The organism is Pseudofrankia inefficax (genome assembly GCF_000166135.1).
GTDB classification, from domain to species: domain Bacteria; phylum Actinomycetota; class Actinomycetes; order Frankiales; family Frankiaceae; genus Pseudofrankia; species Pseudofrankia inefficax.
This window is the reverse complement of the sequence record NC_014666.1, coordinates 4,668,307-4,681,394: the sequence shown is the minus strand read 5'-3', so window position 1 is coordinate 4,681,394 and position 13,088 is coordinate 4,668,307. Positions and strand designations below refer to the sequence as shown.

The following is a 13,088-nucleotide window of genomic DNA, read 5'->3' as shown; positions in this document are numbered from 1 at the left end:
GGTTCCTTCCTCCTCGCGTCCCCCGCGTGGTCAGGTGCGGGTCCTAGGCGGCCTCTGGCAGGGCCTCCGGGGTGGCGGTGTGCGGCACGTGCGGAAGGTCGATCTTGGTGTGCAGGCGGCGGGCGGCGAAGTAGGCCCCGCCGATCGCCAGCACGATGCCGATGAACAGCAGCGCGCTCCAGCGCAGCCACCAGCCCTTGCCGCCGAGGTCGTAGATCTCCGCGCGCGGCCAGATCAGGTTGACCGCCATCCCGGCCTGGTAGAGCACCGCGATCGCGTTCAGCGGGATGCCCCAGCGGCCCATCGAGAACAGCGGCTTGCCGTCCTCGTCCACGCCGCCAGGGAAGCCGTCGGTCTTGCGGTGCCTGATCCGCACGACCAGCAGCGGCAGGGTCACGCCCAGGTACGCCAGGTAGAGCATCCCGATGCAGAGGCTGGACAGCGCCAGGAAGATGGCCGACTGGTTGATGTTGACCAGCAGCGCCGCGGCGGCCAGCACGCCGACGACGATCGAGGTGATGATCGGCGTGCCGGTGCGCGGCGAGACCTTGCCGAGGTACTTGTGGAACGGCAGCGCGCCCTCCCTGGCCATGGAGTACATCATCCGGGCCCCGGAGGTCTGGCAGGCCAGCGTGCAGGCGAACACGGCGACGGCGATGAAGCACAGCAGCAGCCGGCCGAGCACGCTGCCCAGCCGGTCGGTCAGCACGTAGGCCAGGCCGCCGGAGGCGAGCTTGCCGTCGTCCACGCTGGCCGCCGCCATCAGGGCCGAGATGATCAGCAGCGCGCCGCCGATGCCGGAGGTGACCAGTGCCCGCAGGATCGTCTTCGGGGTGGTCTTGCGCGGGCTGAGCGTCTCCTCGGACAGCTCACCGGCCGAGTCGAAGCCGACCATGACGTACGCGGCCATCAGCGACGAGGCGAGGAAGGCCGGCAGGTAGTGCCCGCCACCCGGCCAGCCGGTGTTGTGGACGAGGATCTCCGGCCCGCGCTTGGGCAGGCAGAACAGCGCAATGACGAGGACGGCGACGCCGATGATCTCGCAGATCACGCCGATGCTCGACGCCCGCGCGGTCTCCCGGATGCCCAGGATGTTGACGATCGTGGTGACGACGAGCAGCAGGCAGCCGAGCAGGACGGCGTTCTGCGCGCCGGTGGTCGAGACGAGCGTCGGGTCGGCGTGCGAGCCGCCGACGATCTGGAAGCCCGACCAGATCTCCGGCAGCGCCGCCTGCAGGGCGATCGCCGCCGCGGCGACCGTGAGGATCTGGCCGATGATCATCGTCCAGCCGATGAACCAGCCGGCCGTCGTGCCGCCGAGGCGGCTGGACCACTGGAAGATGGCGCCCGAGATCGGCCAGCGGGCCGCGAGCTCGGAGAAGCACAGCGCGACGAGCAGCTGGCCGGCGAACACCATCGGCCAGGTCCAGAAGAACGACGCCCCGCCGATGCCGAAGCCCAGCCCGAACAGCTGGACGACGGTGGTGAGAATCGAGACGAAGGAGAAGCCCGCGGCGAAGGACGCGAAGGTCCCGACACCGCGATGGAGCTCCTGCTTGTAGCCGAGCTGGCCGATGATGTCGCCGGGTGCGACGACCTCCGACGTGCTCACCACGTCACCTCCCATGATCAAGGATACCTGTCAGATGACAGGTATTGGAAGGATCATGGAGCGGACGTGTCGCATTCCCGGATCGGCGGCGTTAACTTCCAGTCGCCAGACCTGCGCGTACGTAAATTCCCGGCGCATCGGCCGGTGGGGGCGTCCATCCGGCGCCGCGCGCCGGCCGGGCTGGGCGGTGGCGGCGGCGGCCGGACAGACGGCAGTGCCCGGCGGCTGGGGCGAGCCGCCGGGCGGATCGGGAGTGGTCGCTAGGCGCGGTCGGGCGTCTCGCCCGGCCGCGCCGCCGGTCAGCGGAAGACCCGCCGCAGCCAGGTGGCGATGCCCTCGACGACGAGCACGGTGACGAACACCATGATCACGAGGGTCGTCACCTGGCCGTGCAGCTTCAGCACGGGCGAGGCGTTCGTCAGGTAGAAGCCGACGCCGCTGCCGCCGACGATGCCGAGAATCGTCGCCGCCCGGATGTTGGTGTCGACCAGGTACAGCGAGTTGCTGATCAACGACGGCAGACCCTGCGTCCAGGTCGCCGCGAGGTAGCGCTGGCCCCTGGTCGCGCCCGCCGCGGTGAGCGCGCGCTCCGGCCCGGCCGGCACCTCCTCGAACGAGTCGGCGATGAGCTTGCCGAGCAGGCCGACCCCGCCGAACGCCAGCGCGACGACCCCCGCCTGGTTGCCGAGGCCGGTGACCATGATCAGGAAGATCGCGAGCACCAGTTCGGGCACCCCGCGGAAGATCACGAGAAGCACCCGGAAGGCGCTGCGCACGTGCCCGTTCGGAGCGACGTTGCGGGCGGCGAGGGAGCCGAAGACCAGCGCGAAGACGAGCGAGAGGACGGCGGCGCTGAACGCCACCTCGATGGTGATGAGCAGCGCGTTCGCGAACTCGCTGAAGTCGTGGTTGCCGAAGTTCGGCGGCCAGAAGCTCTTGAGCGTCGGGCGGACGTAGCTCCAGGTGATGTCGCCGAAGTTGACGTGCGCCATGAAGTAGCTGCCGACGGCGAGCGCGAGCGCCGCGAGCAGCCAGCTCGTGTTGCGGACCCGGTCCCGGGTCCACGGTCGCTTCGTCATCGACTCGACGCTGGCGGCGATGACCTGACTGCTGGCCGTCGGCTCGGGCGCGGGGCGGTTCCTGGCCCGGGCCCGCCCGATGCGGTCACCGAGGCTGTTGCCGACGGGCTGGATGCCAAGCAGGCTGCGGCGGATCGTCGACGAGATGATCTCCAGGACGACGCAGAGCACGAAGATGACGAGCGCGATGCCGAGGCCGCGGCCGTATCCCTGCGGGAAGTCCTCGAAGGCGATGCTCATCGCGTAGCCGAGGCCGCCCACCCCGGCGTACCCGAGGATGGCCGAGCCGCGAAGGTTGATGTCGAAACGATGCAGAACGGTCGCGATCCACGACGGCAGCACCTGCGGGAAGACGCCGGACCAGAACTCCTGCGCCCGCGACCCGCCGGCCGCGCGGATGGCGAGACGCGGGCCGTCGTCGCTCTGCTCGATCGCGTCGGCGAACAGCTTGGAGATCATGCCGATCGAGTGGATGCCGATCGCGACGATGCCGGGCAGCGGGCTGCCGAGGACGAAGATCAGCGAGAGCGCGAGCGCGATGACGACGTCGGGGATCGCGCGGGTCACGACGCCGATCGCCCGGCCGACCGGGCGCAGCCAGGGGGCCGGAGTCGTGTTCTCGGCCGCGATCCACGCCACCGGGACGGAGATGAGAGCGGCGATCAGCGTCCCGAGCAGAACGATGCCCAGCGTGAGCCCGATCAGGTAGAACAGGTCCTTCGGGCCCGGGATGCTGAGCGGGTCCATCTGGTGGAACACCTTCGTGGCGTTCCGGGCGCTCGACACGATGTTGTGCCACGAGAAGTCGAGCGTGGTCAGGGAGTAGACCGAGAAGCCGAGCATCGCGACGATGAGGACGCCACCGGAGATCTTGGCGACCGGGACCGGACGGCGGGGCGCCCGCTCCGTGACGCCGGACCCCGGCCCAGGCCCTGGGCCCGCCGCCCGCGGCGCCTCGATCGTGGTCATACCGTGCCGTCCTGAACGGGCACGGAGGTGTCCGCGGCCTCGGCGGTGCCGTCCTCCTGCGTGGGCACCTCGATCGGCACCCCGGTCAGCTCGCGCTCTATCGCGTTCAGCTCGGCGGTCGACGTGGTCACCCGGCCGTAGATCTCCATCACCTGGGCCTTGCCGAGGCCCTCGGTCGGGGTGTCCAGGACGACCTCACCCCGGCGCAGCCCGACGATCCGGTCGCCCCAGTCCAGCGCGAGGTCGACCTGGTGCAGGCTGCACACGACGGTCAGGCCGTCGTCGGCGGCGATCTCGCGGATCAGCCGCATGATCTGGCCGCTGGACTCGGGGTCGAGGCTCGCGACGGGCTCGTCCGCGAGGAGGACCTCGGGATTCTGCATCAGCGCCCGGGCGATCGCCACGCGCTGCTGCTGGCCGCCGGAGAGCTGGTCGGCCCGCTGATAGGCCTTCTCCAGCAGGCCGACGCGGTCCAGGTGGTTCAGCGCGGCGAGCCGGAAGCTCTTGGGGTACGCCCAGATCCCGAGGCGTGGGCCGGTCAGGCGTGAGAGCGCGCCGGTCAGCACGTTCTCCAGCACCGTCAGGGACGGCACCAGCTCGAACTGCTGGAAGATCATGCCGACCCGCCCGCGCAGCGCGCGCAGGGCCTTGGGCCGCAGCTTGGGAACGTTGCTGCCCAGGACCTCGACCGTGCCCGAGGTGGGGAACTCCAGGCCGTCGAGATGCCGGAGCAGGGTCGACTTGCCCGAGCCGGAAAGCCCGAGCAGCACGACGACCTCCCCGGGTTCCACGGTCAGGTTGACGTCGTGGAGTGCTTGCGTGGCGCCGAACTTCTTGGTGACGCCACTGACAGAGATGACCGGGGAGGCCGCCGCGCTGTTCATGTCCCGCTACCTACTTTTCTCGGGGCTGGTTTCGGCTACTTGGCGCACTTCGCGGCGGTGACCTTGGTGCAGATGCTGCGGATCGTGTCGTAGTAGGCGTCGGTCTCGGGCTTCGCGGCCTGGAAGCTGCTCTTGAAGCCGTCGGTGACGGTGATGCCCGCGGCCGAGATCTGGTCAAGCGTGACGCTGCTCAGGGCGGAGGTGAGCTTGGCCTGGACGCTCTTGGGCAGCGCGGTCGAGATGGTGATCGGCCCACCGGGGACGTACTGCTTGTCCAGGACGGTGACGGAGCCGTCCTTCGCGGCGGCCTCGGCCTCGGAGTCCTCGGCGAAGCCCGCGTCACACTGCTTCGACGCGACGGCTTGGACCGACTTGTCGTGAGCACCGGCGAAGGACGCCTTGAAGTCGGCGAAGGTCGGGTTGCCGCTGGCGTCCGCGCCCGAGGCCTCGATGTTGATGCCGGCCTTGTTGAGCGCGAGCATCGGGAACAGGAAGCCCGAGGTCGAGCTCTTCGAGACGAAGCAGACCGTCTTGCCCTTGAAGCCGGCCACCGAGGTGATGTCCGAGCCCTTGGGGACGATGGCCTCCGAGTAGTAGCCCGGGTCGGTCAGGCCGGCCGAGGCGATGACGGCCGAGACGACCTGCTGCTTCGCGCCCTTGTTGGTGGCGTTGACGTAGGTCAGGCCCGAGAACGCGGCGACGTCGACCTTGCCGGCGACCGCGGCGGCGATGAGCGCGGTGTAGTCGCTGGTCGGGAAGAACTTGACCTTGTAGCCGGTCTGCTTGGCGATGTACTCCTCGAGCGGCTTCCAGTTCGAGTCCGAACCGGCCTGGTCGGGCACGGTCGCGAAGACGATCGTCCCCGGGCTGTCGGCGAAGGTGCCCGTCTCGGCGGGGCTGGAGGAGCTGGCGGCCGTGGTGCTGCCGCCGTCGGACGAGCCACAGGCGGCGACAGCCGCGAGCGACAGCGCGGCGACACCGGCGATCATCGCCGAGGTACGGAGCCTTCTGATCACTTCGATTTCCCCCTCAGGAACCGGTTTAGTGGGTTTTGGGTCAGGTGGCGCCGGCCCGCTGGTGGCGGGCTGGTCAAGGTGGCCGGGCTGGTCGGCCGGGCAGGGCGAGCAGGCAGTGCTGGGACGAAGCGGTACGGGGCGGAGAGCCGGGCGGCGTCGCCACGGCCCGGGCCGTGGGCTCTAAGGCCCCCAGTTCGCGCCGGGCGGCACGCGGCCGGGCGTCCTCACGGCGGCGTTCGTCGGCGGGAGCCCCGCCGGCCGTGTCGCCCGGTCACCCGCTGCGGCGGCCCCCCACCCGGACCGGCGTTCGTTCACGAACCAAGACCATCGCGGGCACGCCTGAACGCTCGGTGAACCGGCGGCGTTGACCATGCGGCGGAACGGTGACCGCACCACGGCCATTTCCGAGTAGATGTCGCCCGGATGTCCGGCAGGTCATCGGCAGTGGGCGCCCGTCGGCGTGACGAGGTCAGCCACCTGTCTGCGCCCCTGGTATCCGCGTATGTCGCAGTTCGGGCGCCGTCAGGCTATCCTGACAGAAGGAAGCGTTCCGGCGGGAGCGTTCGGGACGCGGGGCGCTCGGACAGGGGTGGTCTGGATGGCCAGGGGCTGGGCCGCGGGGGACGCCGCGGGGGACAAGGACGGGCCGTGGCCCGAGGGCCGCCGGGCCTGGGAGCGGCTGGAGCGCTGGCGCGACCGGCGCGGTCGCGCCGGGGACGCCGACCTCGGGAACGCGGCGCTGGACGCGCTCAGCGACGTCGGGACGCTGCGCCGGCTGCTGGACCAGGCGGAGCTGACGGCGGTGCGGACCGCCCGCGGCCACCGACGCTCCTGGGCCGAGATCGCGACCCGGCTCGGCGTCACCCGCCAGTCCGCCTGGGAACGATGGCGCGACCTGGACGAGGACCTGCCGGAGCGGACACCGGCGCCGGGCGACGACGTCGAGACGGCCGTGCTGAACGACGCGGCCAGGGCCGAGATCGCCAGGCGGGCCCGCGAACTCGCCGAGCGGTCCCTGCGGGACGACGCGGCCGAGGCGTTCGGCGGCCCGCGACCGCTGCCGTCCGACGCTGCCGGCGAGGACCCGCCCGGGTCCGGCACGAAGCGCCGAGGCCGGCGGTACCGGACGTCGATCGTGCCGAACGTCGTCACCCTGCCGATCGACGAGGCCCGCCGGAAGCTCGCGGAGTCAGGGTTCGTGGGCGTCGCGGTCGGCCTCGGCGACGGGCCCGGTGCGCCGCTGGTCGCGATCACGCCGGAGCCGGGCGCGGTGGTCTCCAGCCAGGCCCCGGAGGCCGGCGCCCGCGTCGACGCCGGAGCGACGGTCCGCCTGTGGGTCCGCGCCGGCGGCGGTTCCGCCGGCGTCCGGGAGCCGCGCCGGCCGTTCCCTGCGGCCCCGCCCGCCCGTGCGCTGCGCCTGGAGCCCGGCACCGGTGACGCCGTCGCCGCGGCGGCCGAGTGACGGCCTGATCGTGGCTCGCCCCGCCACCGCGAGGGCCGGGCCCAGACCGGTTCGCGCCAGGCGGTTCTGGTGACCTGACGGTTACGGTGACGGCATGGGCGAGCGGCGCACGACCGGGCAGGCGCTGGTCGACGGGCTGCTCGCCCATGGCGTGGACACCGTGTTCGGGCTGCCAGGGGTGCAGACCTATGCGCTGTTCGACGCGCTGGGCGAGCGGTCGGCCGAGATCGCGCTGGTCGGCGCCCGCCACGAGCAGGCCTGCGCGTACATGGCCCTCGGCTACGCGCAGTCCAGCGGGCGGACGGGCGTGTGCACCGTCGTCCCGGGCCCGGGCATCCTCAACGCCGCCGCCGGCCTGCTGACCGCGGCCGGCACCGGGACCCCCGTCGTCTGCCTGACCTCGGACGTGCCGACCGCCTACGCAGGCAGAGGCATGGGCCATCTGCACGAGATGCCCGACCAGCTGGCGACCGTGCGCTCGTTCGTGAAATGGGCCGAGGCGATCCGCCACCCGGCGCAGGCACCGGCCCTGCTCGCCGAGGCGTTCGCCCGGGCGGTGTCGGGGCGGCCCGGCCCGGTGGTGCTGCAGGCCCCCTGGGACGTCCTCGGCATGGCGGCCGAGGTTCCCGCGCCGCGGGTCCGGCCGCCGGACCCGCCGCCACCCGTCGACGAGCCCGCCGTGCGCGCCGCAGCGGACCTGCTGGCCGCGGCACGCGACCCGATGATCATGATCGGGGGCGGCGCCCGGCACGCCGGCGCCGAGGTCCGGGCGCTCGCCGAGCTGCTCGGGGCGCCGGTGGTGGCGCAGCGCGGCGGCCGCGGGGTGCTGCGCGACGACGACCCGTACGCCTTCACCGGCGCCGCCGGTTTCGCGCGGTGGGCCGACACCGACGTGCTGCTGATGCTCGGCACCCGTGGCGAGCTGACCTGGTTCCGCTGGCCCGAGCGGACCCCGGGCCCGCGCCTGGTGAGTATCGACATCGACCCGCGCCAGCACGTCTGGCGCGCCCCGGCGGTGGCCGTCACCGCCGACGCCCGCGACGCGGCGGCCGCCCTCGTGGGCCTCCTGCGGGACCGGAACGCGGGAGGCCAGGCCCCGCGCGGGGCCGACCCGGGGGAGCGGGCGGCCGGGGAGCCGGCGCCGCCCGCGCCACGGGCCTCCCGGGCGAGGCGGTTCGCGGCGGTCAAGGAAGGGTTCCGTGCCGACGTCGCGAGCCGGCTGCGCCCGCACGCCGACTACCTGGCCGCGATCCGGGCCGCGCTGCCCGAGGACGGCTACTTCGTCGAGGAGATCTCCCAGGTCGGCTTCGCCTCGCTGTTCGCCTTCCCGGTCTACGCGCCGCGCCACTTCGTCACGGCCGGTCACCAGGGCACGCTGGGCTTCGGCTTCCCGACCGCGCTCGGGGTGAAGGCCGCGCACCGGGACCGGGCGGTGGTCTCGGTGACCGGCGACGGCGGCTTCCTGTTCGGGGCGGCGGAGCTCGCCACCGCCGTCCAGCACGGGCTGGGCGTCGTCACCGTCGTCTTCGACAACGGCGCCTACGGCAACGTCAAGGCCGACCAGGACCGGCTGTTCGGCCGGGAGGTCGGCTCCGTGCTGCGCAACCCGGACTTCGTCGCGCTGGCCCAGGCGTTCGGCGCCGACGGCGTGCGGGCTGAGAGCCCCGACGGCCTGCGCGACGCGGTCGCGGGGGCGCTGGCCACCGGCCGCCCGACGGTCGTCCACGTCCCGATGCCGCTGGACCCGGCGGTCACGCCGTGGACTTACCTCACCCCCGTCGCCGCCCCGGCCCGGCCCGGCGACGACACCGGCCCAGGACCCGGGGGCGCTACCGGCGAGTAGGTCAAGTGGACAAAAACTGGCCAACCAATCGACATTTCGCGGGCGATCGGCCATCATAGAACCCAATGCCGGCTGCGCCGGCGCGGCTCCCCCCGTACCGCGCCGGACAGCCGGTTTTTCGTTGCCCGACGGGCGCCGGCGGCCAGCCCCGTCGCGCTGAAGTCGCGGCGGCCCGCGGTCGTGCGGCGCACGTCACGGCGGCGGCCGCCGCTCCCGTCCACCCGGCCGCCCGTGCCCGGCCTCCGGGGCCTGGAGGCCTGCGGCCGCTGGGGTTCGCGCCGACCTGGGCCATCGGACCTAACGGACATGGCCGAAGGTGTCGGCGAGCGGACCCCAATGGGGTCAATCGGGGCTTCTGGCAGCACGTTAAGGTAGGTCGTAGGGGGGCAAAGAGGCCGCCGCGGGACGCCGCCGACACAAGGGCGTTGCCGAGTCAAGCGTGCTGACGCCGGGTACACGCCAGCCAAGGCCCAGTCAGGCTCGCCGGCGGCGCCGGCGGCCTTGTCCGCTCGCTTGCTGACAGAACGCCAGCACCGCCGCGCCAGGGAGGCCTCCGATCGACCGCAACGAGCTCATCGACATCACGCGGCGAGCGCTCAAGATCTCGATGGACAAGACGACCGACATGATGCCCAGCGAGCGCATCGTGCCGGCGGCTATCTACACCAGCCAGGAGCTGTTCGAGCGCGAGCGCGAGTATGTCCGCCGCGCCCCGCAGCTCGTCGGCTACCGCTCCGAGCTGCCCGAGCCCGGCAGTTACACCACGAAGCAGGTGATGGACGTCGCGGTGCTGCTGACCCGCGACGACGACGGCGCCGTCCGCGCCTTCCAGAACGTCTGCGCGCACCGGCAGGCCAAGGTCGCCGAGGGCTGCGGTGTCGCCGAGCGGTTCACCTGCCCGTACCACGCCTGGAGCTACAACAAGGTGGGCGCGCTGGTCAGCGCCCCGGGCCGCGACGGCTTCCCGACCGCCATGAAGGGTGCCGGGCTGACCGAGCTGCCCGCCGCCGAGCACGCCGGCTTCCTCTGGGTCGGCCTCGACCCGGACGGCGGGCCGCTGGACATCGCGTCCCACCTCGGCGACCTCGGCCCCGAGCTCGCGTCCTGGGGCATCGGCGACTGGAACTCGGTCGGCGAGAAGGTGCTCGACGCGCCGGCCAACTGGAAGCTCGCGCTCGACACGTTCGGCGAGAACTACCACTTCGCCTCGGTGCACCAGAACACCTTCGCGCTGCTGGCCCGCAGCAACTGCGCGCTGTTCGACACCTACGGCCCGCACCACCGGCTGATCTTCCCGCTGCAGAACATCACCGAGCTCGCGGACAAGCCGGAGAGCGAGTGGGAGCCGCTGCACAACTTCGTGGTGATCTACGCGATCTTCCCGAACATCGTGATGTCGGTGACCTTCATCAACGGTGAGATCTTCCGCGTCTACCCGGGCGAGAAGGCCGGCCACTCGATCACCGTGCACCAGAACGCGACGACGCTGGACGTCTCGGACGAGGCCGGGCGCAAGGGCGCGGACGACATCTTCGAGTACGCGCACTCCAGCGTCCGTGACGAGGACTACCCCCTGGCCGCCAAGGTCCAGGCCAACATGGAGTCCGGCGCGCGGCCGAACCTCACGTTCGGCCGCAACGAGCCCGGTCTGCACCACCGGCACGCCTGCATGGACGAGGTCCTGGGCGCGGTCGCCGCGCACTGACCGCTCCTGCGTCCCGACGCCCCCGGCCCAGCGGCCGGGGGCGTCGGCGTTCCGTTCGGGGTCCGCGTGGGCGCTGGCCCGGCCCTAGCTCGGCTCGAAGTCCTCGCCGTCGGGGCTGGCGATCACGACCGTGTAGCCGTCGGGGTCCTTCAGCCAGATCTCCCGGTGCCCGGGCCCGTTGCCCTGGCCACTGGGTGGGTTGCGCATCGGCGGGTGGACGACGGTCGCGCCGAGCCGGCCGGCCCGTTCGACCGCGCCGTCGAAGTCGGCGTACTCGCCGAACCACACCACGGCGCCGTTGCCGACCGGCACGTCCGGATCGGCGAGCTGGCCGTGGCCGTGCTCGACCTCCCGGCGGTGCAGCTGCAGGACGAGAGCGCCATCGGCCGTGACGAGCCGCTCGTAGTCGGGGCCGCCGTGGTCGGAACGCAGCCCGAGCAGCTCCTGGTACCACCGGCTGGACGCCTCGACGTCCCCCGCGACGACCAGCGGCTGCGGCCGAGCCGGGCCGGCCGGCACCGCGATGCCCAGCCGGTTGCCGGCCGGGTCGGTGACCTGGACGAGGTAGCGGACGCCTCCCTGCAGCCGTGGCCGGCCGAGCACCCGGCCGCCGCGCGCCTCGACCAGACCCAGCGTCCGGTAGAGGCCGTCGGCCATCAGCCACGGCAGCGGCCCGCCCGGTCCGACCGGCAGATCGGTGGTGAGCTGGCCAATCAGGCCCGGTGCCTGGAAGCCGACCGCGCCGGCGCCCGGGCCCGGCTCGTCGACCCTCCAGCCGAACACGTCCCGGTAGAACGCGGCCGCCGCGGCCAGGTCGGTCGCCGGAATCCACAGGTAGCCGACCGGACTTCCCGGACCGGACCTCGTCTCGCCGCTCATCCCATGCCCTCTCCACACTGATCAGGCCCCCCGGCAAGAGTGTCCCGGAGCCAGCTCCGTCGCCCAACCCCGGGCTACCGGGCGGCGGATCGTCTGCATAGGCCGTCGAACTCGGCCTACGGTGGGTCGCCGGGTGGAATGTGGCGAGGCGGGCGGTGGAGGCGGCGTGCACGAGATGCTGGCGGAACTGGTGGGGGCGCTGCCGGCGGGGGTCGTCGCGACCGAGCCGGAGCTGCTGGAGAAGTACCGGCGCGACCGGGCGGCCGACCCGAACGCGGGAACCCCGCTCGCGGCGGTGCGCGCCGAGACGACCGAGCAGGTCCAGGCCGCGGTCCGCTGGGCCGCGCGGCACCGGGTGCCGGTGGTCGCGCGCGGCGCCGGCACCGGCCTGTCCGGCGGGGCGACCGCTGTCGACGGTGGGATCGTGCTGTCGCTGGAGCGGATGCGGTCCGTTCACGTCGACCCGGTGACGAGGGTCGCGGTAGCCCAGCCAGGGGCGCTGAACGTCGAGGTCAAGGCCGCGGCGGCGACGCACGGGCTGTGGTACCCGCCCGACCCGTCGTCGTTCGAGATCTGCTCGATCGGCGGCAACGTGGCGACGAACGCCGGTGGTCTGTGCTGCGTGAAGTACGGGGTGACGACGGACTACGTCCTGGGCCTCGAGGTCGTCCTGGCCGATGGCGCGGCGGTCCGGCTCGGCGGCGCCCGGCTGAAGGATGTCGCCGGGCTGTCGCTGACGAAGCTGTTCGTCGGCAGCGAGGGAAGCCTCGGGATCGTCACCGAGGCGACCTTGCGGCTGCTTCCCGCGCAACCGCCGACCTGCACCCTGGTCGCGACCTTCCCCACGATGGCCGCCGCGACCGCCGCCATCCTCGCGATCACCGCCCAGCTGCGGCCCGCGATGCTGGAGCTCATGGACCGGACCTCGATCAACGCGGTCGAGGACCTGTTCCGGATGGGACTGGACCGGTCCGCGGCCGCGCTGGTCGTCGCCCGGACCGACGCCCAGCATCAGTCCGGCGCGGACGAGCTGCGCGTCATGGTCGAGGCCTGCGAGAAGGCCGGAGCCACCGAGGTCGTCGCGACCGACGACCCGGACGAGGGCGAGGCCTTCGTCGCCGCCAGGCGCGCGGTGATCACCGCGCTGGAGCCCTTGGGCACGCTCCTGCTCGAGGACGTAGGGGTCGCGCTCCCTCGCCTCCCCGAGCTCGTCGCCGGAGTCGAGGCGATCGCGGCCGCTCGTGACGTCACGATCGCCATGGTCGCGCACGCGGGTGACGGCAACACCCACCCGCTGATCGTCGTCGACCCGACCGACGCGGAGATGGCGCGGCGCGCGGACCTGGCGTTCGGAGAGATCATGGCCCTCGCGCTGCGCCTCGACGGCACGATCACCGGTGAACACGGCGTCGGGCGCCTCAAGCTGCCCTGGCTGTCCGACCAGCTCGGCCCCGACGTCCTGGACCTGAGCTGGCGCGTCAAGAACGCCCTGGACCCGTTGAACATCCTCAACCCCGGCGCCGCCCTCCCACCGTCGAACACCCCCCAACCGCGCCACTACCCGTGACCGCCACGGCCGGCCCCGTCGCCTTGATCCCCGTTTCAGCCCTCTGGTGGCTGCGAATCAGGCCCGCGTACG

At 72.5% G+C, this 13,088-nt stretch carries 9 protein-coding genes; 4 read left to right on the top strand and 5 right to left on the bottom strand.

The window, feature by feature from the left end; genetic code table 11:
- Positions 1 to 43: 43 nt before the first annotated feature.
- The 4 genes from FRAEUI1C_RS18995 to phnD form a co-directional block, all read right to left on the bottom strand.
- Positions 44 to 1,612: an APC family permease gene (locus tag FRAEUI1C_RS18995; protein WP_198318600.1), complete on the bottom strand. Its 1,569-nt coding sequence runs from the start codon at positions 1,610 to 1,612 to the stop codon at positions 44 to 46.
- A gap of 299 nt (positions 1,613 to 1,911) precedes the next feature.
- On the bottom strand, positions 1,912 to 3,660 hold the full coding sequence (locus tag FRAEUI1C_RS18990) for a PhnE/PtxC family ABC transporter permease (RefSeq protein ID WP_013424951.1): 1,749 nt from the start codon (positions 3,658 to 3,660) through the stop codon (positions 1,912 to 1,914).
- Positions 3,657 to 4,544, bottom strand: a complete 888-nt coding sequence (gene phnC / locus FRAEUI1C_RS18985) for a phosphonate ABC transporter ATP-binding protein (protein ID WP_013424950.1) — start codon at positions 4,542 to 4,544, stop codon at positions 3,657 to 3,659. Before phnC ends, FRAEUI1C_RS18990 begins: the two co-directional genes overlap by 4 nt.
- 35 nt (positions 4,545 to 4,579) lie before the next feature.
- The gene (gene phnD / locus FRAEUI1C_RS18980; RefSeq protein WP_013424949.1) at positions 4,580 to 5,560 is read right to left on the bottom strand and encodes a phosphate/phosphite/phosphonate ABC transporter substrate-binding protein; all 981 of its coding nucleotides are present in this window, start codon (positions 5,558 to 5,560) and stop codon (positions 4,580 to 4,582) included.
- A gap of 598 nt (positions 5,561 to 6,158) precedes the next feature.
- Between phnD and FRAEUI1C_RS18975 the strand changes: the two genes are divergently transcribed.
- The 3 genes from FRAEUI1C_RS18975 (at position 6,159) to FRAEUI1C_RS18965 (ending at position 10,570) form a co-directional block, all read left to right on the top strand.
- Positions 6,159 to 7,022, top strand: coding sequence for a PASTA domain-containing protein (locus tag FRAEUI1C_RS18975; RefSeq protein WP_013424948.1), 864 nt, complete (start codon positions 6,159 to 6,161; stop codon positions 7,020 to 7,022).
- A gap of 94 nt (positions 7,023 to 7,116) precedes the next feature.
- Positions 7,117 to 8,865 (top strand): thiamine pyrophosphate-dependent enzyme, encoded by a 1,749-nt coding sequence (locus FRAEUI1C_RS18970; protein WP_013424947.1) that lies wholly within the window; start codon positions 7,117 to 7,119, stop codon positions 8,863 to 8,865.
- A gap of 607 nt (positions 8,866 to 9,472) precedes the next feature.
- Positions 9,473 to 10,570, top strand: coding sequence for an aromatic ring-hydroxylating oxygenase subunit alpha (locus FRAEUI1C_RS18965; RefSeq protein WP_232425048.1), 1,098 nt, complete (start codon positions 9,473 to 9,475; stop codon positions 10,568 to 10,570).
- An 84-nt stretch (positions 10,571 to 10,654) separates the two neighbouring features.
- Here FRAEUI1C_RS18965 and FRAEUI1C_RS36475 read toward each other — a convergent pair whose 3' ends face one another.
- Positions 10,655 to 11,449: a VOC family protein gene (locus FRAEUI1C_RS36475; protein ID WP_013424945.1), complete on the bottom strand. Its 795-nt coding sequence runs from the start codon at positions 11,447 to 11,449 to the stop codon at positions 10,655 to 10,657.
- Positions 11,450 to 11,624: 175 nt separating this feature from the next.
- Between FRAEUI1C_RS36475 and FRAEUI1C_RS18955 the strand changes: the two genes are divergently transcribed.
- A complete protein-coding gene (locus FRAEUI1C_RS18955; protein ID WP_041261069.1) occupies positions 11,625 to 13,016 on the top strand; it encodes an FAD-binding oxidoreductase in 1,392 nt (463 codons plus the stop codon).
- Positions 13,017 to 13,088: the final 72 nt, after the last annotated feature.

What these genes read in the sequence shown, in the direction of transcription:
- FRAEUI1C_RS18990 (WP_013424951.1), bottom strand. Translation starts at nt 3,660, where the DNA reads ATGACCACGATCGAGGCGCCGCGGGCGGCGGGCCCAGGGCCTGGGCCG.
- phnC (WP_013424950.1), bottom strand. Translation starts at nt 4,544, where the DNA reads ATGAACAGCGCGGCGGCCTCCCCGGTCATCTCTGTCAGTGGCGTCACC.
- FRAEUI1C_RS18975 (WP_013424948.1), top strand. Translation starts at nt 6,159, where the DNA reads ATGGCCAGGGGCTGGGCCGCGGGGGACGCCGCGGGGGACAAGGACGGG.
- FRAEUI1C_RS18970 (WP_013424947.1), top strand. Translation starts at nt 7,117, where the DNA reads ATGGGCGAGCGGCGCACGACCGGGCAGGCGCTGGTCGACGGGCTGCTC.
- FRAEUI1C_RS18965 (WP_232425048.1), top strand. Translation starts at nt 9,473, where the DNA reads ATGGACAAGACGACCGACATGATGCCCAGCGAGCGCATCGTGCCGGCG.
- FRAEUI1C_RS36475 (WP_013424945.1), bottom strand. Translation starts at nt 11,449, where the DNA reads ATGAGCGGCGAGACGAGGTCCGGTCCGGGAAGTCCGGTCGGCTACCTG.
- FRAEUI1C_RS18955 (WP_041261069.1), top strand. Translation starts at nt 11,625, where the DNA reads ATGCTGGCGGAACTGGTGGGGGCGCTGCCGGCGGGGGTCGTCGCGACC.